Origin of the sequence: Methanobrevibacter sp. (genome assembly GCF_017431965.1) — an archaeon.
In the GTDB taxonomy this organism is placed as follows: Archaea; Methanobacteriota; Methanobacteria; order Methanobacteriales; family Methanobacteriaceae; genus Methanocatella.
The window spans coordinates 1-19,095 of the sequence record NZ_JAFRKB010000004.1; the positions used below are offsets into that span (position 1 = coordinate 1).

A 19,095-nucleotide genomic window follows, 5' to 3' on the forward strand; every position below is an offset into this window, starting at 1 on the left:
ATTGTACTTACTGTTACCATTGTAGGAAACAGATGCTGTGTAGGTGCCTAGTTCCAAGTCAGCAACGGAAACAATAGCCTGACCATTCGCATCAGACTTAACAGTCTGTTTTACATCACCAATTGTGAATCTTACATTGGCGCTCTTAATGGCTTGATCTGTAGCATTATTAATTAGGGTAGCTACTACTTCTCTAGCACCGTTATTGTAAACCACTGAAAGATTGGAGTCTGCTTTAAGGATAAGCTCAATACTTGCACTGGAAGGATAATACTTGCTGTTTCCATCATAAGACGCAATGACATTATAAGTATTTGGGTCTAAATTAGCTGTTGAAAATTTAGCCTGGCCGCTAGCATCAGTTTTAACGGTATATTTTACATTATTAATTAAAAATCTTACATTAGCACTTTTAATAGGTTGACCTGTAGCATTATTAGTTAAAGTAGCAACTAGTTCCATAGTTTCAGAATCATAAACCACTGAAATGCTTGTGTAATCCTTTACAGCAATGTCGATACTTGCGCTAGAAGCATTATACTCAATACTACCATCATAAGAAACAGTGGCAGTATAAGTGCCTGAAGTTAAATCAGCAGTAGAGAATTTAGCTTGGCCAAAATCATCAGTTTCAGCAGCGAAATTGTTATTATTAACATTTAAAACCACATTAGCTCCATTAATAGGTTGACCATTAACATCAGTTAAAGTAGAAACCAATTCCCTAACATTATCATCATAAACAGCTGAAATAGTGGTATTAGTATAAAGGATATTTTCAAGAGTTATAATCCCTGTTTTTGCATTAAGGTAGAATTTACGGTATTCGCAAGCATATGCATCATCATCATTATCCGGCATGAACTCGAACTTAACGATATTTCCATTTTCAAATCCATTAAAGTAATTTAAGTCAGACAAAAATATGAAAAATTCTAAATTCTCATAGTCCTCATCGATATAACTTTCAAAAATAGGGTTTTCATCATAAGGTCCATATACTCTTACATATCCAGTGTATAAAACTGCATTTGCATCTTCAACTGAAGGGATATATAGAATGGCTACATGGTCATCATAGTTTGTTTGAATCTCTTCATGAATATTGAATTCCGGATAATCACTACCTCCAATCTCATCCAAATAAACTCTAGTTTCACGATCTTCAATTACTAATCTAAAGAATTCACTGTAAAAACCACCATAAACTCCATTGTAAAAGAACTTAATTATATCCCCATTTTGAAGTTGTGTAAAGTCAAATACATCAGACATGATTTTATATCCGAATTTATCATAGTCATATGTATATTTTTCCAAACTATCAATGGCCAAATGTTCTTGAATAGGAATTCCATCATTCTGAAGTATTTCTATAAAACCATCAACATCTTTTGATGAAACAAGAGATATCATGCATTCGTTTTTACTAGGATTTACAGGATTCTCAGGCAATACAAATGAAACCTCCTCATCAATATATATTGGTTCAAAAGCAAAGCCTGAGTTATCTTTTTGTACTATAAAAGAACCCCATCCTGATAAAATAGCATCAGAATTGTAAAAATTTAAATAAAGTATGTTTGAAGAAGTAGTAAGATAATTAATATTTTTTATATCTCCATAGGTTATTAAATACTCATCACCTTCAACAACATTTCCAACATCTTTTCTGAAAATTTCATAATTGTTAATGTCAGTTATTGTTATATTACCTTCTGTGTTAGATAAAAACTGAGCTACAATAACTGTTTGTCCATCCGCATCGACACCTCCAATGTCAATACGACCTTCGGAGTAGAAGATACACTCATCTTCACCCTCATTATCAACGATGCCTTCATCCGCAATAGAAACAGCGCCCGTTGAATCTTGTGATAGCTGATCCATATCACTAGAAGCACTTACTGCACCAACCATCAGGATTGCAAGCAATATAAAACTTACTATCATAACCTTTTTAAACTTCATAATTTACACCCTATAATAAACATGATTGAATTAATTATACTCTTAAATAAGATATGCTGTATAAAAAATCCTATATATTTTAATTTTTATTAAAAGATATATTTATATATAGTTAATTAAAGTTGAAAAGATTAAAAATTTTAAAAAAAAGAATAATAAAGCATTATTATGCTTCATTTAATTCAACAATTTTTTTATCAAACTCACTCAATTTACGGGCAAGCCCTGTAAAGTATGGAATATAAACTTTTGAAAAAGTAACCCTATCTGGATTTTGACCCATCTCAGCAATACGCTCTTTAACCCTTTCAATTTTACGTTCCACTTCATCATACATTAAATCTCCTGGAAACTCACCGATAAATATTCCATCGGCACCATTATCCAGCGCATGTCTGATGTGTCTTGGCCTTACACGGTTTACCGAGATAACCTTAATGATATGTATCGATTCAGGATAAGACAACCTGTTTACACCAATATTATCTGCGGCAGTGTATCCTATATTGTCCAGGAATACCAATATCATACGTTCATCTTCACGCTTTTTAGACAATACCCCATCGATTGTTGCCATTATTTTCTCATCGATATTACCATTTACAGTAATGGCCCTTTGCTTGCATCCGATAAGGCATTTTCCACAGCCGGTACAACTCATTGGATCAATGTAGATTTCATCATCCTGTATGCTCATGGATTTATATTTGCATCTGCTAATGCAATCTCCGCAGACTGTACATCTTTCCTTATCAATTTCAGCAATAAACGGTTCAATTTCAACTCCACCATAGTTATACTCTGAAACTTTTGATGCGGCTGCAGTTGCCTGCATTATTGAATCTGTAATGTCTTTTGGATCTTGTGCTGTTCCGCATACAAATATTCCTTGCACATCAGTAGCTACGGGTTTGATTTTTGGATGGGATTCCTTAATAAAACCATCTTCAGTAGTTCCGATGTTTAATATTTCTGCTATTTCAATTGTACCATCTGAAGGTTCCATTGCTGTAGATAATACTACCATATCCGCTTCGATTTCAACAAACTCACCTTTCAAGGTATCTTCAGTCCGTACGATGAAATTGTCTCCTTTTTTAACAACTTCTCCCGGCCGGCCTCTCAAGAACCTTACTTCATTTTCCTGAGTATGTTTGTAGTATTTTTCAAACATTCCAGGAGTTCTAACATCAGTATAACAGATTAAAACATCAGTATCGGGATATTTATGCTTGATAATGTTTGCATTTTTAAGTGCAACAGTACAGCATATTTTCGAACAATATTTATGTCCGTCGGGCTTTTCATCTCTTGAACCAACACATTGTATCATTACAACACGTTTTGGAACTTCACCATTAGCTTTTAGAAGCTTGCCTTTTGTAGGGCCGTTTACACCGGTAATGCGCCCCAATTCAGATTGTGTTATCACATCATCATACCTGGTATACCCATATTCAGGACGTTTTTCCATGTCAAACAGCTTATGGCCTGTTGCAACAATGATTGAACCTACTTGCAATAGGGACTTTTCAGGTTTTCCTTTAAGTCTGATAGCTTTCATGTTACAAGTTCTAAAACAATCCCCACATTTTGAACAATTTTCCATATCAATTACATAGCTTTCAGGATAAGATTGTCCAAATGGCCTGTAAATTGCTTTTCTCAGCGATAAGTTATCATTCCAGTCATTAGGAACTTCAACTTCACAAACTTCTGCGCATTTACCGCATGCAATACATTTATCTGGATTGACATATCTCGGAGATTGCTCGACAATTAAATTATAAGTTCCCGCTCTTCTTTCAGCTTCAATAACGCGAGCATTAGTCAATACTTCTATATTTTTATTCCATACAAGCTCATTTAAAATTGGATTTAGAAGACACATTCCGCATTCTTCTGCAATTTTAACCGGTGAGAAAACTTTACCTATTTTCGCCATGTGCCCACCAATTGAAGGGGACTTTTCAATGATTGTTACTTTTGTTCCTTGTTTAGCAAGAGATAAAGCGGCATTCATTCCGGCAATTCCCCCACCAATAACGGCCACTTCCTTTGGAGTTTGACAGTAAATCGGGTCTACTGCATCGGATTGTTTTACCTTTTCGATTGATGCATTTATTAAAGTTATAGCTTTATTAGTTGCTTTCTCCTTATCTGAATGTACCCATGAACATTGCTCCCTTATGTTAGCCATATCCATCAAATATGGATTCAGAGGCTTTACATAGTCCTGAAATGTCTTTTCATGACTAATAGGAGAACAAGCAGCAACAACAACCCTATCCAAATCATGATCAAAAATTGCATCACGGATTATTTTACGGCCATTGAGTGAACATAAATTTTCAAACTGTCCAATAAATTCCACATCAAGTGATTTTCTTACTTCATCCAAGTCAATTGTATCAGATATATTTCCTCCGCATTCACATAAAAAAACGCCAACTTTCAAATCATCCCTCATTTTTTGACCTCCCTTAACTCTTTTATAACAGAATTTATTGGAGTAGTATGTGCTTTTGCACCAATTACCTTATCTAAATCTCCTCCCATAGCCAATGCTATGAATTGTGCTATATTTAAATGAATAGCATTAAATTTCCTTCCTTCCCTCTCGCCTATCAAATGTTGATATCTGTCAAATTGGATATGGCAATTCGGACATAAATGAACTAGAATATCCACATCCTCATCCTCGATAGCGTTCATCTTATCGGCTGTCGCTGTAAATGACAAGTCCGGATTTGAATATCTTTGCCTGAAACCTGTTCCGCATGTTGCCCTTTTGTGGTCATACCAACCTATAGTTTTACAACCGCATGCCCCAACTAACTCATCCAATACCTTAGGATCCCTTACGCCACCGACGGTATCTTCATAGTGTACCTTGCAATAGTGGCATCCATGATGGGTAGCTATCGTATATTCGCTTAAATCATATTTTATTTTATCCGGAATTTCATCAATTTTATTGTATAGAATATCTACAACATGAAATATATTTTCTGTTGGTTTCAAATCATCCTTTTCATATTTCAGGTGACTTAATCCGTTTTCATCAAATAACTGATTAATATGATTTCTTAAATCATCCCTTTTATTTAAGAGCTTAACTGATTTTTTGTTGATTGCATAACATGTTGCACACATCATCACCAGATTAGGCCTTCCAATCTCTTTGGCTATCTTAAAGTTGCGAGCCCCAATAGCTGATGTGTCAATTTGATTAAATACATCAGAGTAATATCCAAGTCCAGTGCAGCAGGTTTGCTTTTCTGAAATTGCATAGTCAATTCCCAATTTGTCAAACACGAATTTTGTTGATGCTTCTACACCCGGATATTCTACACTCACCAAACAGCTTCTAAATAAAAGTATATCCTTATCAGGAATCTCCTTCATCTTCCCCCTCCTGAGATGCTCTTATTTTTTCAATACGTTCTTTAAATCCAGTTATTGTTAAAATTGTACTTACTTCATCAATAACTTCCTTTGGTGGCATCAATGGTGGATTAAGTTCTAATTCATCCCTTATTTCACCTAAATTTTGTCTAAATTCCCACCATCCTGGAACATCACGACCGATATCATCAAAAAATATTTCCGGAATTGCCCCAATAGCTGCGGTAAAGTAACTATCGGCAAAACCCATATACTCATATAATTTGTCATAAGCGATTCCATTTGATATTGCGAATTGCTTAAGGATTTGATTAACCTCACATACGCTATTTCCAACAGGACATACGCTATGGCAGGTATAACAGTAAAAACAATTCCATATATTATCATCTTCAAGAATTGATAAATCTCCCTCTAAAACTCTTTCTATAATGTCTCGAGGATTGTAATCTGAATGGCGTGCGGCAGGACATGTTGAAGTGCACATTCCACATTGCACGCATTTCAAAACACCTTCCTCCTTGGAATTTTTCACATCAGAAATTATCTCTTCTGCAAAATCAATCGGCGTATCAGTTATCTTTTGAGTAGTCATAAAACTCACCTTATAACATGAATTCCTTGTTTTGAATCATTTTCTTTAATTTTAAAGATAATTTATTGGCTCTCAACCTATCGGATTGCCTGCAGATGATAGGAATATTAACATTTTCACCGTTAATTTCCAAATCGACCTCACCAGTATTCATTTTAAATGCATCGTGGCGGCAATAATGGGCACACATTCCACATCCAAAGCAATAGGCTATATTCAATTTTCCATTTTTGAATGCATTTGTTGGGCAGACTTCACCGACACTACACTTATCGCAGCCCTCACATTTTGAACCGTCAAATTGCGGTCTTAAATCATATTCTCCCCACATTTTACCATAATTAGTATTGTCAAGAGGCAAATGGCGGCCTTTTATATCAGCTACGGGAAGTTCAATTTCTTCATCTTTTATAAGCAGATTATTATAAATTTCTTCGTTCAATACAGGTATTGGAATAGCTACAGTATCATAAATCTCCCCGCCTTGGCCTGTTTTAAATCCCCCAATATAATAAGGGTCCATATTGCATAAGTCAGCTGACAGCATCAAATTTGGTTTTTCGCTGCTTGATCTGGTACCATCACCCAAGATATATCCCTGGGCTCCGTTAACAAGAACTTTCTTACCCTCATTAATTACATTGTGAGGAATGTCATTTTGAAGCGGGTTTAAATCACCGCATCCGGAAAATGTCAATCCTTTTAAACTGCCTTCCAGTGGAATGGCAGCAAATATTGATGATACAGCTTCTTTGTTTGGATTTGTAAATGCTGTGTAGTTTTTAAATGCCATACGAGACCCAACAATTTGTCCGCGTGTAATATCTGCCATTGTTATTTTATTCTCAATTGTTTTTCCATCGGCACTTTCTATCCTTACATCAATTTCCTTGCCTTCAAGAAGTTCTTTTAATAGGAATCCTCCCCCATAACTTTCATCATGAATGGAATGCGCTGTTCCATGCAATATCACATCAACCGAACCTAACCATTCATTTGGACATGGCCCCGCATATGCCGGAACGCCATTTAGATAAACTTCATTTGCCCTTATGAACTCTCCAGGCTCGGAGATTATAAAGTTAAGTATGGCTGCAGTACCGCTCATCACTCCACAGGTTCCGCATGTTACTACATCCACTTCCTCAAAGCTTGGAGCATCATCATTTTTAATGAGTTTTTTAAATTCCTCCGCAGTATAAATGTTGGCTTCACCATCATCAATCTTTTCATTGATTTGGTCGATGCTTCTTTTATTCAATTTAAAAACCCCTTTTTATATTTTTCCTAAAGTGTCTCCCCTCAAACCTCTTCTTAATGTTTCAAGGGAAGTGATATCATCACTTGAAATGTTTCCCAAATTAACAGTATTTCCAAGTTTCAATATGAAAAAGACTTGCTGGTCTTTATTTGGAGCTTCCCAAAGAATTTTATCTCCGTTGAAATTATCTAAAATGTAATCGATTTCATCTTCTTTTGCATTGCCGGATTTATCAAAAATACCAATGTTTTTTCCACCTTCTCTTGCCTCTACAATGATTAAGGATGATCCTGCATCCAGTTCATCATGCATATTGTCAATTCTCTCATCCAGGTCCAGCTCCTTGTCTAATTTCGGGTCTTTTTTACCAACTTCAGACAATACTTCAAAACCACTATCCCTTGCAAGGCCAATGCAGTCAAGTTTATCCTCATGATGAATATTTAAAGAACCGTCAGATATCTCAATTGCAGGAAAACCTAAGTTATGAGCTTCGGTGAATAATTCTTCCAGTTTATTGTTTTTGTAAGCCAGTTCAAATAATGTTCCACCGGTATATGGAACAATATCATGATTTTTATACATTTCAACTTTTGCCCTTATTATGTCCTGTTCATGTACAATGGATGTTCCCCATCCAAACTTAAGATAATCAACATACTCACCGGAAATATCCATTAAGCTACTTGCGGTTTCAAGGCCCAAACCCTTGTCTAAAACCATTGTCAACCCACATTTCCTTGGTTTTTCCTCTCTTTCAATAGATAAAAATTCAAATGATTTCACAATTATCACGCGTGTTAGTTTGATTTTATAAATTATTAATGATTTAATATTATATATAAATCTTTTTAATGGTTTGCTTTTTAAAGAAATTAAAAGGGCGTTATATCTAATTAAAAAAAATAACGGAGCAATATTTTTTAATCGAAGTTTTACCCGAATTTATAAAAATACTAAATAAGATAGAATTTAACGATAAAACTGTCTTAGCAATTAAAACTAATCAAAATTGCATTACACGAATAATAATTACCATTCTTAAATTGTATAATTTTTATTAGAAATGAATTTGTTTATATAATATAACTCTATATTATACTGTTTTTAACATTAAAAAAAAGCATGGCAGCAAAGCTGCCATTAATCATTAGAAAATAACTTTAAAGTTATTTGATTATTTTTCAAGCACAGCAATATAATCCATTCTATTCCTTATCAAAGGAATCCAAGTAAACAATCTAAAAATAGGTTTATACTTGTTTACTCCATCGAAAAGATTAACATCTTTAATCCATCTGAAATTTGGATTGATATTTACTAATTCATGGCCTTTTTGAAGACCCCATGTAAACTCTGAATTTGTTTCCTCAACAGATATCTCCTTAGTTTTTTTAACTGAACTCGGCGGCATTACCTCCATAAATATTGTACAATGTAAAAAGTTGCCACTAATGATATTCAGGATATCAGAAACATCCTTTTCTTGAAGATACATTGTCAATCCTTCAATTATGAATAATAAATTACCGCTTTCTATATTGATTTCATCCACCCACCTTTCATCCATTGCTGAGCATGAAATAGTTTTAACCCTATCACCATCTTCAATATATTTGAGCCGGAAATTTGCGGAGTTTTCTAAATCAATATTATACCACTTGATATAACCATTATCCAATCTGTTGAATCTTGTATCCATTCCTGAGGCAATATTGATTATTGTGCAGTGTGGATGTTTTTCTATATAATCTGACACCATATCATCAAGTACGATTGTTCTTCCAATTACACCCATTTTCATTTTTTTATCCTTATTTGCAATTGTGAAATCGTATTCTACTTTAGATAGAACCTCTATTGCCTTTTTATCATAAAATTTATGGTTTTTTTCTTGTGAATGTTGTGCTTTAGCAAACAATGTCAAAAGCATTGTCTTTTCTACGCCTTCTAATTTCATAAGTATTCCTCCTTTAGTTATTTTGATTTATATAATGATTGAATAGTATACTATATAAATTTTTAGGTATGCCTAAATTTTCTTATGCATAAAAAATTTAATAACACATTCCCCATAATATAAGACTATGCACTTCGAAGAAATCAACTTAGGCGAAACACATATCAGATTAAAAACCGATTTAGAAAAACACAATCTAAAATCCTATGTCTATTCCTTAAGATCTGATTTGAAAAATTACATCGCCAAAAATCAGGACTTTTTACTTTCTCTCGAACCGCTTAAATTAAATGAAGAAAATTTGCCTTTAATCATTAAAACTATGCATGAATCCTCACTTAAAGCGGATGTTGGTCCCATGGCATGTGTTGCAGGGACAATATCTGAGTTATCATTAAATTATTTAATCGAAAATGATTCTAAAAATTCAATTGTTGAAAATGGAGGAGACATTGCACTAATTAATGATGAAACAACCCTCTGCGGAATATACTCAAATAATGAAATTTTAGGAAATGAAATTGCCTTTAAGATAAAACCAAGAAAAAGACCTTTAGGAATCTGCACATCCTCAGGCAAAATCGGCCATTCAATCAGTTTTGGAAGTGCAGATAGCGTGACGGTAATCAGCAGAAGTCCTTCAATTGCCGATGGCCTTGCAACAAGAATAGCCAATGATGTCTATGGCCCCACATCTGAAGATAAAGTAACAAAAGCACTGGAGACATCTGAAAACTATAAGGAATTTTTTGATGGTGTGTTAATAATATCCGATGACAATATCGGCACTGTTGGAAAACTGCCTGAAATTGTGGAAACAATGGAATTTGATGTAAAAATCTAAAAAAATTAACTTTCAATAAGATAATTACTTTTTTCTTTTAAAAATCAAATAAACTTTACTAAAATTAAAATACAAGTTAACTAAAATCCATTTTTGATGCAATATTTAAATAGGATTAACTTACAATATATGAACATAGAAAAAACACATAATAAATTATTTTAAGATAATTTATTATTAAACTAAATGAATAGTTGATTGAACAGGTTAGATAGTTATGTATAAGGATGAAATGATACAATTACATCAATTTTTAGTATATGTTTTAAAATACTTAGAAGAAGAAACTCAGATAACTAATGACTGCAGCGAATACATTTCACTAAAAATAAGTCCTCACCATATTCATAAGACAAAAGCAGAACATAAACATGCAATTTTTGTCCTTTGTAAAATTATCTCCCAAGTTATTGCTGATAAAGAAGATAACTCTATTCCTGAAAATGTTCGCAATTCATTGGCAGATTTAGTTACAAGATCTGAAAAAGAACTTAAAGCAGCTTAATTTACTATTCTTTTTTATACTTTTTTTTAAAAATTTTTAAATAATAATAACTTTCATAGTAGTATTATGAAAGGTGTTAACAAAATGCTTTGTTTAGTTGATGGAGAACACTATTTACCAGTCACTAAACAGGCAATAGATACTTTAAATAATCTAGAACACATTGATATAGCAGCCGCTGTTTTTATAGGAGGAACTGAAAAACTTAGAGATGATTCTGAAGAATCATACTCCGAGAAATTAGGGGTTCCGGTGCAATTTGCAAAAGATAAGGACATTCCATATGACATTATAGTTGATATGATTAGAAAATACAATATTGAAACTGTGATGGATTTAAGCGATGAACCTATCCTGGATTATCCAAAAAGATTTAAAATTGCATGCAAAGTCCTAAACGAAGGCATTTCATATGAAGGACCTGACTTTAAGTTTGAACCAACATCCCAATATGAGATAATGGAAAAGCCTTCTATCACCATTCTTGGAACAGGAAAACGTATTGGAAAGACTGCTGTTTCAGGATTCGTATCAAGATTAATTGATAAAAACGGATATGAACCATGCGTAATCGCCATGGGAAGGGGAGGACCTGAAGAACCAGAAATTGTCCACGGAGAAGAATTAGAAATAAATGCCGAATTCCTACTTGAACAATCCGAAAAGGGAGTTCATGCAGCTAGTGACCATTGGGAAGATGCATTAATGAGCAGAATCCTAACCATAGGCTGCAGACGCTGCGGTGGAGGAATGGCAGGTGAAGTATTTCTTACAAACATGAAAAAAGGTGCAAAACTGGCCAACGAAGTTGATGCTAAGTTTGCAATCTTTGAAGGAAGCGGTGCTGCAATACCGCCTATCAAAACAGATAAAAAAATCGTGCTTATCGGAGCAAACCAACCTATTGAAAATCTGACTACCTACTTCGGACCATATAGAGTGGGTTTAGGTGATTTAGTTATTTTGACAATGTGTGAAGAGCCTATGGCCGATGAAGACAAAATTAAGGCTATCGAAGAATTTGTAAGTGAAGTTAACCCTGATGCAACCGTAATATCTACCGTATTTAGACCTAAACCATTAGATGACATTTCAGGCAAAAAGGTTCTATTTGCAACAACAGCTCCTGAAGATGTTAAAGACAAGTTAGTTGAATATCTGGAAAGCAACTATAGCTGTGAAATCATTGGAACAACAGCCCACCTATCCAATAGACCTTTATTACGTGAAGACATGAAAAAATACATGGACAAGGCTGAAGTGATGTTGACTGAACTTAAGGCCGCTGCAGTTGATGTTGCAACAAAAGATGCTATAGCTGCTGGATTGGAAGTGGTTTATTGTGACAATATCCCTGTTGCAATAGATGAATCCTACCCTGATTTAGCACAATCAGTTATAAAATTGGTGGATTCAGCCATTAGTGATTTTAACAACAATTAGGAAAATTAAATTTTTCCTTTCTTTTTTTTATTTTGTAAAAAATATACTGCATCATACGCTTCAAATAATGATAAATTAGAAAAACTTATTTTATAATAAAATACATAAATTAAACTAATGAAACGAATAGCAATAGGTGTTGGAGAAAATGAAAATATTATTCAAGCATGCCATATTTTCAAAGAAAAACACCCAGAAACAGATGTTAAACTAATTTATAGTGATGATGACTTGGTCAGAGCAGTGTTAGATAGACAAATCGATGGCGTAGTCCGCGGGTCCCTTCCTGCATCCAATATTATGAAAGAATTGAAAGAAAAATACCCTGCTCTTTCAAGGGCAACATACGTTAATGGAAATGACTTTGAATTTTTATTGACCCCCGTTGGAATCGATGAGGGAAATACAATAGAAGAAAAATTCAAAATAACCATGAATTGTGTTGAATTCTACAAACAAGTTGGAAAAACTCCAAAAATAGCAGTACTTGCCGAAGGTAGAGAAGATGATTTTGGAAGAGGAAAAGAAGTATCCAATTCCATCAAAGACAGCAGAAAATTAACAAAACTTATTGAAGAAACTGGAGAAGAAGTTAAAAATTATTATATCCTTATCGAAAAAGCAATAAACGATAAATGCAATATAATAATTGCTCCAAACGGAAGAGTCGGAAATATAATATTCAGAACACTAGTTCTTCTCAATTCATGGCCAAGTTATGGTGCTGTAACATTTGGTATCGACAGAACTTACATTGACACAAGCCGAGACCAAAGCATTGAAGGATATGTCAGAAGTCTAACTTTAGCAAATGATTTGGCTAAAGACTAAGCATTTTTTATACAATACTACTGAAAAGGGATACAAATGGCCGAAAACATACTTTATCGATTATATGAATGGTACATTACACGAGATTTAAAACCAGAAAAAATGCCAAAACATGTAGCAATAATCATGGACGGAAATAGGAGATATTCCAGACTTCAGGGAAATTCGGATGTTCTTAAAGGACATGAGATGGGAGTAGATACCTTGGAAAATGTTCTTGACTGGAGTGTTGAACTTGGAATTGAAATTGTTACTGCATATGCCTTTTCAACAGAAAACTTCAATAGGCCAAAACATGAAGTGGACGGTTTAATGAGGCTGTTTGTTATTAATTTTAAAAGATTAGTGGATCATGAAAAGATTCATAAGAATGAAGTGCGTGTAAAGGTTGTAGGTAAAACCGAATTGCTTCCGGATGATGTTAGGCAAGCAATTAAAGAAGCTGAAGATGCAACAGCACACTATAACAAAAGATTATTTAATTTAGCTATTGGATATGATGGCCGTTTGGAAATTGTAGACTCCATTAAAAAGATTATTCAAGATGTTCAGGACGGTAAAGTTACCATTGATGATGTTGATGAAGAATTAGTAAGTAAAAACCTCTATACCGAAGGATTGGATGATCCTAACCTAATTATTAGAACCAGCGGTGAAGAGCGTTTAAGCGGATTTTTACTTTGGCAATCTTCTTACTCCGAATTGTATTTCTGTGAAACATTATGGCCAGAACTCAGAAAAGTTGATTTTATAAGAGCTATTCGTTCATATCAAGCAAGAGACAGAAGATTCGGAGTTTAAATAATGATTGATACCCATTGCCATATTGATTTTGAGGACTTTGATAATGACCGTGAGGAAGTAATTCAAAGGGCGAAGGATAAATTAGACTTGATTATTGCTTCCGGATTTGACAAGCAAAGTAATCAAAATGTTTTAGAACTTTCAAAAAAATATGAAGGATTTATCTATCCGACTTTTGGTTTTCATCCAGTAAGCTCACAAAATTCAACAGATGAAGAGCTAAAAGATGCGCAAGACCATCTGATTAGCAACCTTTCGGATATTGTGGCTGTCGGTGAAGTCGGAATGGATTATTATTATGTAACCGACAAAGCCTTACGCGAAAGACAGCAGGAAATTTTTACCAGCTTTTTGAATCTTGCTAATGAATACAAGGTTCCTATTGTAATGCATGTCAGGGACTGCGAGAAAAAAGCGGTTAATATCATTGAAGGATTTGATGATATTCCTTATTTTGTATTCCATTGTTATGGTGGCAGCTTGAAGACTGCAAAAAGAATTATGAACAAAGATAATTGCTTTATGAGTTTTTCTACCATGCTCTGTTATTCTAAACATCATCAGGATTTGGTTGAAAAAATAGATTTGGATTATATTTTAACTGAAACCGACAGTCCTTATTTAGCTATTACAAAAGAAGATAGAAACGAGCCGGCCAATGTTGTAAATGCTGTTAAAAAAATAGCTGAAATCAAAAAAATGGATTTGGACACCGTTGGAGAGGTAACATGCAACAACGCCCGTAAAATTTTCAAAATCTAAAAGTGATATGTAAAATTCAAGTTTATTAAAACATCCCTATTCTCTTTTACCGCTTCAATTTCCAGTTCAAAATCTGTGAAATCATCCATTACCAATTTAATTAAATTCCAATCCAAAAGAGAGTCATTTAAAAATATTGTAAATTGGTTTTTATCAATTTTTACAGATCTTCTACAGAACAATTTAAATGCATAAAAATAAAGTTCCAATCTAAAAATTAAATCTTCCTTATCCCCAACACCGTTTTTAAAGAATTCTTTTAAGTCTTCCTGTAGGATTTTACCTTCATCACCTACATCAGCTTTAAAAGTTTCCATTTCGACCAGGTCTTCCATCAATTGCCTTTTTTCTTCATCACTATACATTTCAATCACAATTAGAATTTTAATTAACTTATATCATATAAATCTATGGAAGAGTATTTGCAACAATCCATAGTAATAATATTTTATTAAACCCATTTAACATTAGCTGTTGTGAAAACATAATGCGGTGAAAAAACTGGATTGTATAATTTATTTGTTGATGACGTTGAATTGAAGCAGACCGCCAGAGATTTTCTTAAATTATAATTAATCCTATCTCCAATTGAATCAAGTTCACTTTTTGAGTACTTGTTTGATGATTTAGCATAAACCTTAAACTGAATCTTTTTCTTTCCATAATTACTATCCATTCCCAACTCTTTATAAGTGATATTTACGATATCCACAGAATAAGGATGCATCAGATTACTTTTTGAATTGGTATAATCATCATAGGCCCCTATTGAATACATTGCAGTAGACGATTCACCAATTCCTCCAATAACACCACTTCGAGCAGCTCCCATTGCAACATTTAACTCATTTTCGCCGGCTATAAAAACAACAGACAGCATTGCAAGCAGTATTAATACGCCAATTAAAAATATGAATTCCGCACTTGTCTGAGCCCTGTTCTCTTTCATGTTATCACAATCTTACCGTCATTTGTTTTACTAATCAGATAACTTCCACCGCTATACAATTTGTAATCAACATCTATTTTTAAAGGCAAAATAAGTGTTTCGCCTTTCTTATTGGAAAATTCCATTGTCAATTTATTTCTTTCAACAGTTATCACATAATAACCCGGTTTGGAATCTAAGTGAACGTATATCGAATAGCCTTCGCCATGTGAATTTACCTGATTGATTAAATTTGCCATATTATCTAAGATAAGCCTATGCTGCACATCATTTTCAATATTAATGCTAGACTCTATTGCAGATTGCACAAAAAATAACAAACCTAAAGCAATAATTAGAATTATAAAGATTGATAATAAATATTCAATTGAAATAAAACCATTTTTATCCATATTTTTTAATTATTTTAAATATTAATAAAGTTTGTTAAAATTAAAGCTCAATTTTAATACATAATTATTAAATAATACTTGATATAAAAAATTATATCATGAAAGGAAAAGTAATTTTCATTGGTGCAGGTCCGGGAGACCCTGATTTAATCACCGTTAAAGGAAGAAAAGTTATTGAAGAAGCTGATGTGATTATTTATGCAGGTTCACTTGTTAATAAAGATGTCTTAAATCCTGCAAAAGATGATTGTGAAATCCACAATAGCGCTTATTTAAATCTGGAAGAAACTGACTCTATTATCACTGAAGCGGTTAATGATGGAAAATTAGTGGCTCGTGTGCATACGGGAGACCCTTCAATTTATGGTGCTATTGCTGAACAAATTCGTGAACTTAAAAAACATGACATTGAATATGAAATTATTCCTGGAGTAAGTTCACTGTTTGGAACTGCAAGTGTGCTTGAAGCAGAATTGACATTGCCTGAAATATCACAAAGTGTCATTATAACCCGTCCGGAAGGTAGAACTCCCAAGCCGGCCGGAGAAAGCATTGCAAGCTTTTCAAAACATCATGCAACAATGTGCATATTCCTTGGAATTGGCATGATTGATAAAGTGGTGGATGAATTACTTGTAGGTTATGAAGAAACTACTCCTGTAGCAGTTGTGAAAAAAGCAACTTGGCCAGACCAACAAATAATTAGAGGAACACTTGCAGATATTGCACAAAAAGTAAAAGATGCCAATATAACAAAGACTGCAATGATTGTAGTGGGAGATGTATTAGACCCTGGCGATTTTAATGCATCCAAGCTATATGACAAAAACTTTAAACATGAATATCGCTAAATTAGGAAATTAAATATTTCCTAAAAAACTCTTTTTTTAAAATAAATAATCTAAACATTAACCATTAAGAAAGTTAGGTTAAGCTATTAATGAATTGTAAAATCCTATCAACAGTCTGCAATTGTTGATTTTGCGGAGTGATACTTGCATTTCCATCTCCGTCCTGCTCACCATAATAAGCAAATTGTTCATGGTTTCCACCAACGATAATGAACTCTGTAAAATTATCTGCCAAACTCTTAGATTCATTATATGATTCCATATTCAATACCTTATCTTCAGAACCGTAAATTGATAGAACTGGTTTATTTACTTTAGAACTAGGATATGCGGAAAGCAAAATTAGTCCATCCCCTTTTCCAGTATGGTTAATATAGGATGAAGCCACAACTCCGCCTAAGGAATGGCCTGCAAGAACATAATGAGAATAGTTTCCAGAATCTATAATAAAATCAGCGCTGTTTTCACCCAATAACGCTAAGTTAAAAGGCATTTGAACCAAATAACAATCAATTCCCCTATTTGATAAGTCTACCAATAAAGGCAGATATGAAGTATACTCCACCTTCGCACCGGGATAGAAAATTAAAGCAGTATCATTTCCAGGACCATCCAGAAATAGTCCGGAATCACATTTAACAACGGAAACATTTTCATTTCCATTCAGAAAATCGTTTGCTGTTTTTTCAGCAGGATAATATTGTGTTAGATAAAATAGAGAATAAGCTAAAATTAATGCAATTGCTATTACTATAATAATCTTTAGTTTTTTATTCATGAAATCCTCAAAATTAGCTATATTTATCTTTAATTTCATTCATCAGTTTTAATTTCTCAAATGCAACTTCACGCGGTGCTCTTCTAAGACCGCAGTCAGGATCTAAAAGCAGATTATCCTTTCCAACAATATCAATGGCTTTGACGACTAGCTCATCAACATCATTAACATCATCAACTTCATTAACGGATGAGTCAACACAACCGAATCCAATTTTCTTATTGCGTATCAAATCAGCATTTTTTTCTAAAACATCAAGGTTTACGTTATTTCCTGCAAATTCAAAGTCTAGAATATCTACATTGAATTTGGCAATATCCTTAAATGCGCCATCAAGAGTTCCGCAAACATGCATCGCCAATGGAATTTCAAGGTTTTCATGCAAAATATCGATAGCTTCCTTAGCTACCTTCATGTCAACCATTCCAGTTGACAAGAACGGCTCATCAATTTGGATATAAACCGGCTTGACCTTTTTGGCAATTGCATCCGCTTCAAATTTAAGTGAATGAGCCAAATCTATGATTGCATCTTCTTTATTTTTATAAAAAGATTGGATTCTAGAAGAATGAATAATGGTTGTAGGTCCGGTAATAATTCCTTTGACTCCTTTTCCTTCAGGAATGCTGCCTTTATAATAATCTTTTAGAACCTTTTTGGCATATTTTAAATCATTAACAGAAATTTCTTGAATGGGATTTCTAATTTTAGAAACAACAACTGTATTTCCATCTTCTAATTTCATTCCGGGAATATATTTGGTAAAAATAGAAACCATATCCCCTCTTACTTGACCGTCAGATACAATATCCACACCAGCATCAAGCTGAGCTATAACACTCTCTTTAATTGACTGCTTATATTCATCATAAGCTCCAAATGTATTCAACAATTTATCTTTTGTAGAAGATGGACCTTTCACATCAACAGGAAAACTTCCGACAACAGTAGATTTCATTTTTTATTACCTGTATCCAATTTTCTAATTTTTTCAACTTCTTCTTCATCAATCGGTAATTCAACAACGGAAGTTCCATGACAAGGTTTAGTGTACGGAAGAAAAACAGTTCCCTTTTCATGATCAAAACCAATTGGAATCGGCGGAATGCCAATGACTCTTACACCTAACACTTCATCTCCAGGTTTAATATAAACTAAATCATCAGCCTTGAATCTGATTATCATTGCACAGTCTTTAAAACCCGCCTTTGATGCATGAATTTCATAATTATCAGATTGTTGGAGGTAAGTATCTAAACAAAATGACATTTTATTCAAACTCCTTTATTGCTTTATCGAATTTAACTTTAATAGGTGAAGGATTATGGAATGCCCTAACGGCTGTAATTTTAGCATTGCTTCCGCTTTCTTCAATCATGTTAACAAATTCCTCAACCTCATCCGCATCCCTAGAGAATACCAAAGCTAAAGATTTAGTATTTAGAATTTGATCAAAAGTTACGAAAAATGAAGCAGCCGCATCTTTATGTACAAATCCCACTAACAAATCATAATCCCCTTCATTGATTTCACCTAAAGTTCTCTCCAAATCAACGAGATTAAGATTATAAAATCCTTCAGGGTCAGATATCTTTACTAATTTTTTAGCCGCAGGATTAGCAGCTATTGTAACGTCGTAACCCATTTTTGATAACTTATTAGAAACATAGACAGCCATTGGAGTTTGAGATGGAGTTTCAGGACATCCTAAAAGTACTAATGATTTCATAATATCATACTC

General features: G+C 33.7%; 21 protein-coding genes. 7 read left to right on the forward strand and 14 right to left on the reverse strand.

Features of this window, described 5'->3' with window-relative positions; translation table 11 throughout:
• The 7 genes from IJI93_RS00470 to IJI93_RS00500 form a co-directional block, all read right to left on the reverse strand.
• Window positions 1-1,971, reverse strand: a 1,971-nt coding sequence (locus IJI93_RS00470; protein ID WP_292818299.1) for an Ig-like domain-containing protein, incomplete at its 3' end; no start/stop codon positions are given.
• A gap of 166 nt (window positions 1,972-2,137) precedes the next feature.
• Complete coding sequence (gene hdrA / locus IJI93_RS00475) at window positions 2,138-4,441, reverse strand: ferredoxin:CoB-CoM heterodisulfide reductase subunit HdrA (RefSeq protein ID WP_292818302.1); 2,304 nt, start codon at window positions 4,439-4,441, stop codon at window positions 2,138-2,140.
• Window positions 4,438-5,379 (reverse strand): ferredoxin:CoB-CoM heterodisulfide reductase subunit HdrB, encoded by a 942-nt coding sequence (gene hdrB / locus IJI93_RS00480; RefSeq protein WP_292818305.1) that lies wholly within the window; start codon window positions 5,377-5,379, stop codon window positions 4,438-4,440. The genes hdrA and hdrB overlap by 4 nt, the downstream gene beginning before the upstream one ends.
• Window positions 5,363-5,974 (reverse strand): ferredoxin:CoB-CoM heterodisulfide reductase subunit HdrC, encoded by a 612-nt coding sequence (hdrC, locus tag IJI93_RS00485; protein ID WP_292818308.1) that lies wholly within the window; start codon window positions 5,972-5,974, stop codon window positions 5,363-5,365. The genes hdrB and hdrC overlap by 17 nt, the downstream gene beginning before the upstream one ends.
• A 10-nt stretch (window positions 5,975-5,984) precedes the next feature.
• Window positions 5,985-7,235 (reverse strand): methanogenesis marker 16 metalloprotein, encoded by a 1,251-nt coding sequence (locus IJI93_RS00490; protein ID WP_292818311.1) that lies wholly within the window; start codon window positions 7,233-7,235, stop codon window positions 5,985-5,987.
• A 15-nt stretch (window positions 7,236-7,250) separates the two neighbouring features.
• Window positions 7,251-8,021: a phosphosulfolactate synthase gene (gene comA / locus IJI93_RS00495; RefSeq protein WP_292818314.1), complete on the reverse strand. Its 771-nt coding sequence runs from the start codon at window positions 8,019-8,021 to the stop codon at window positions 7,251-7,253.
• Window positions 8,022-8,412: 391 nt separating this feature from the next.
• Window positions 8,413-9,195 carry a class I SAM-dependent methyltransferase gene (locus tag IJI93_RS00500; RefSeq protein ID WP_292818317.1) on the reverse strand — a complete coding sequence of 261 codons (783 nt, stop codon included), beginning with the start codon at window positions 9,193-9,195 and terminating at the stop codon, window positions 8,413-8,415.
• A 127-nt stretch (window positions 9,196-9,322) separates the two neighbouring features.
• Here IJI93_RS00500 and IJI93_RS00505 point away from each other — a divergent pair, with 127 nt between their 5' ends.
• The 6 genes from IJI93_RS00505 to IJI93_RS00530 all read left to right on the forward strand — a co-directional run bounded on the left by IJI93_RS00505 (window position 9,323) and on the right by IJI93_RS00530 (window position 14,384).
• Window positions 9,323-10,039: a UPF0280 family protein gene (locus IJI93_RS00505; protein ID WP_292818320.1), complete on the forward strand. Its 717-nt coding sequence runs from the start codon at window positions 9,323-9,325 to the stop codon at window positions 10,037-10,039.
• Between the two features lie 217 nt (window positions 10,040-10,256).
• Window positions 10,257-10,544, forward strand: coding sequence for a UPF0058 family protein (locus IJI93_RS00510; RefSeq protein WP_292818323.1), 288 nt, complete (start codon window positions 10,257-10,259; stop codon window positions 10,542-10,544).
• Window positions 10,545-10,610: 66 nt separating this feature from the next.
• On the forward strand, window positions 10,611-11,987 hold the full coding sequence (locus IJI93_RS00515) for a 2,3-diphosphoglycerate synthetase (protein ID WP_292818326.1): 1,377 nt from the start codon (window positions 10,611-10,613) through the stop codon (window positions 11,985-11,987).
• A 117-nt stretch (window positions 11,988-12,104) separates the two neighbouring features.
• Window positions 12,105-12,818 carry a methanogenesis marker protein Mmp4/MtxX gene (gene mtxX, locus IJI93_RS00520; RefSeq protein WP_292818329.1) on the forward strand — a complete coding sequence of 238 codons (714 nt, stop codon included), beginning with the start codon at window positions 12,105-12,107 and terminating at the stop codon, window positions 12,816-12,818.
• A 36-nt stretch (window positions 12,819-12,854) separates the two neighbouring features.
• Window positions 12,855-13,619 (forward strand): polyprenyl diphosphate synthase, encoded by a 765-nt coding sequence (gene uppS / locus IJI93_RS00525; RefSeq protein WP_292818332.1) that lies wholly within the window; start codon window positions 12,855-12,857, stop codon window positions 13,617-13,619.
• A 3-nt stretch (window positions 13,620-13,622) separates the two neighbouring features.
• Window positions 13,623-14,384, forward strand: coding sequence for a TatD family hydrolase (locus IJI93_RS00530; RefSeq protein WP_292818335.1), 762 nt, complete (start codon window positions 13,623-13,625; stop codon window positions 14,382-14,384).
• Here the strand turns inward: IJI93_RS00530 and IJI93_RS00535 are convergent.
• From IJI93_RS00535 to IJI93_RS00545, 3 genes are all read right to left on the reverse strand, one after another.
• The gene (locus tag IJI93_RS00535) at window positions 14,381-14,749 is read right to left on the reverse strand and encodes a hypothetical protein (protein WP_292818338.1); all 369 of its coding nucleotides are present in this window, start codon (window positions 14,747-14,749) and stop codon (window positions 14,381-14,383) included. The genes IJI93_RS00530 and IJI93_RS00535 overlap by 4 nt on opposite strands.
• 86 nt (window positions 14,750-14,835) lie before the next feature.
• Entirely contained in the window at window positions 14,836-15,333 is a 498-nt protein-coding gene (locus IJI93_RS00540) for a hypothetical protein (RefSeq protein WP_292818341.1), read from the reverse strand.
• A complete protein-coding gene (locus tag IJI93_RS00545; protein ID WP_292818344.1) occupies window positions 15,330-15,572 on the reverse strand; it encodes a hypothetical protein in 243 nt (80 codons plus the stop codon). Before IJI93_RS00545 ends, IJI93_RS00540 begins: the two co-directional genes overlap by 4 nt.
• A 251-nt stretch (window positions 15,573-15,823) precedes the next feature.
• On the opposite strand from IJI93_RS00545, the gene cobM reads away from it, so the two are divergent.
• A complete protein-coding gene (cobM, locus tag IJI93_RS00550; protein WP_292818347.1) occupies window positions 15,824-16,576 on the forward strand; it encodes a precorrin-4 C(11)-methyltransferase in 753 nt (250 codons plus the stop codon).
• Window positions 16,577-16,649: 73 nt separating this feature from the next.
• Here the strand turns inward: cobM and IJI93_RS00555 are convergent, their stop codons facing one another.
• Genes IJI93_RS00555 through IJI93_RS00570 form a run of 4 tightly spaced genes read right to left on the reverse strand, consistent with a single transcriptional unit; the run spans window position 16,650 to window position 19,083 of the window.
• Entirely contained in the window at window positions 16,650-17,354 is a 705-nt protein-coding gene (locus IJI93_RS00555; protein WP_292818350.1) for an alpha/beta hydrolase, read from the reverse strand.
• Between the two features lie 13 nt (window positions 17,355-17,367).
• The gene (locus IJI93_RS00560) at window positions 17,368-18,312 is read right to left on the reverse strand and encodes a methionine synthase (protein WP_292818353.1); all 945 of its coding nucleotides are present in this window, start codon (window positions 18,310-18,312) and stop codon (window positions 17,368-17,370) included.
• Window positions 18,309-18,623, reverse strand: a complete 315-nt coding sequence (locus tag IJI93_RS00565; protein ID WP_292603436.1) for a DUF1894 domain-containing protein — start codon at window positions 18,621-18,623, stop codon at window positions 18,309-18,311. The genes IJI93_RS00560 and IJI93_RS00565 overlap by 4 nt, the downstream gene beginning before the upstream one ends.
• 1 nt (window position 18,624) lies before the next feature.
• Window positions 18,625-19,083: a DUF1890 domain-containing protein gene (locus tag IJI93_RS00570; protein WP_292818356.1), complete on the reverse strand. Its 459-nt coding sequence runs from the start codon at window positions 19,081-19,083 to the stop codon at window positions 18,625-18,627.
• Window positions 19,084-19,095: the final 12 nt, after the last annotated feature.

What these genes read in the sequence shown, in the direction of transcription:
- IJI93_RS00570 (WP_292818356.1), bottom strand. Translation starts at nt 19,083, where the DNA reads ATGAAATCATTAGTACTTTTAGGATGTCCTGAAACTCCATCTCAAACT.
- uppS (WP_292818332.1), top strand. Translation starts at nt 12,855, where the DNA reads ATGGCCGAAAACATACTTTATCGATTATATGAATGGTACATTACACGA.
- IJI93_RS00505 (WP_292818320.1), top strand. Translation starts at nt 9,323, where the DNA reads ATGCACTTCGAAGAAATCAACTTAGGCGAAACACATATCAGATTAAAA.
- IJI93_RS00565 (WP_292603436.1), bottom strand. Translation starts at nt 18,623, where the DNA reads ATGTCATTTTGTTTAGATACTTACCTCCAACAATCTGATAATTATGAA.
- mtxX (WP_292818329.1), top strand. Translation starts at nt 12,105, where the DNA reads ATGAAACGAATAGCAATAGGTGTTGGAGAAAATGAAAATATTATTCAA.
- IJI93_RS00545 (WP_292818344.1), bottom strand. Translation starts at nt 15,572, where the DNA reads ATGGCAAATTTAATCAATCAGGTAAATTCACATGGCGAAGGCTATTCG.
- IJI93_RS00555 (WP_292818350.1), bottom strand. Translation starts at nt 17,354, where the DNA reads ATGAATAAAAAACTAAAGATTATTATAGTAATAGCAATTGCATTAATT.
- IJI93_RS00530 (WP_292818335.1), top strand. Translation starts at nt 13,623, where the DNA reads ATGATTGATACCCATTGCCATATTGATTTTGAGGACTTTGATAATGAC.
- IJI93_RS00500 (WP_292818317.1), bottom strand. Translation starts at nt 9,195, where the DNA reads ATGAAATTAGAAGGCGTAGAAAAGACAATGCTTTTGACATTGTTTGCT.
- hdrB (WP_292818305.1), bottom strand. Translation starts at nt 5,379, where the DNA reads ATGAAGGAGATTCCTGATAAGGATATACTTTTATTTAGAAGCTGTTTG.
- hdrA (WP_292818302.1), bottom strand. Translation starts at nt 4,441, where the DNA reads ATGAGGGATGATTTGAAAGTTGGCGTTTTTTTATGTGAATGCGGAGGA.
- cobM (WP_292818347.1), top strand. Translation starts at nt 15,824, where the DNA reads ATGAAAGGAAAAGTAATTTTCATTGGTGCAGGTCCGGGAGACCCTGAT.
- IJI93_RS00535 (WP_292818338.1), bottom strand. Translation starts at nt 14,749, where the DNA reads ATGTATAGTGATGAAGAAAAAAGGCAATTGATGGAAGACCTGGTCGAA.
- hdrC (WP_292818308.1), bottom strand. Translation starts at nt 5,974, where the DNA reads ATGACTACTCAAAAGATAACTGATACGCCGATTGATTTTGCAGAAGAG.
- IJI93_RS00540 (WP_292818341.1), bottom strand. Translation starts at nt 15,333, where the DNA reads ATGAAAGAGAACAGGGCTCAGACAAGTGCGGAATTCATATTTTTAATT.
- IJI93_RS00515 (WP_292818326.1), top strand. Translation starts at nt 10,611, where the DNA reads ATGAAAGGTGTTAACAAAATGCTTTGTTTAGTTGATGGAGAACACTAT.
- IJI93_RS00560 (WP_292818353.1), bottom strand. Translation starts at nt 18,312, where the DNA reads ATGAAATCTACTGTTGTCGGAAGTTTTCCTGTTGATGTGAAAGGTCCA.
- IJI93_RS00510 (WP_292818323.1), top strand. Translation starts at nt 10,257, where the DNA reads ATGTATAAGGATGAAATGATACAATTACATCAATTTTTAGTATATGTT.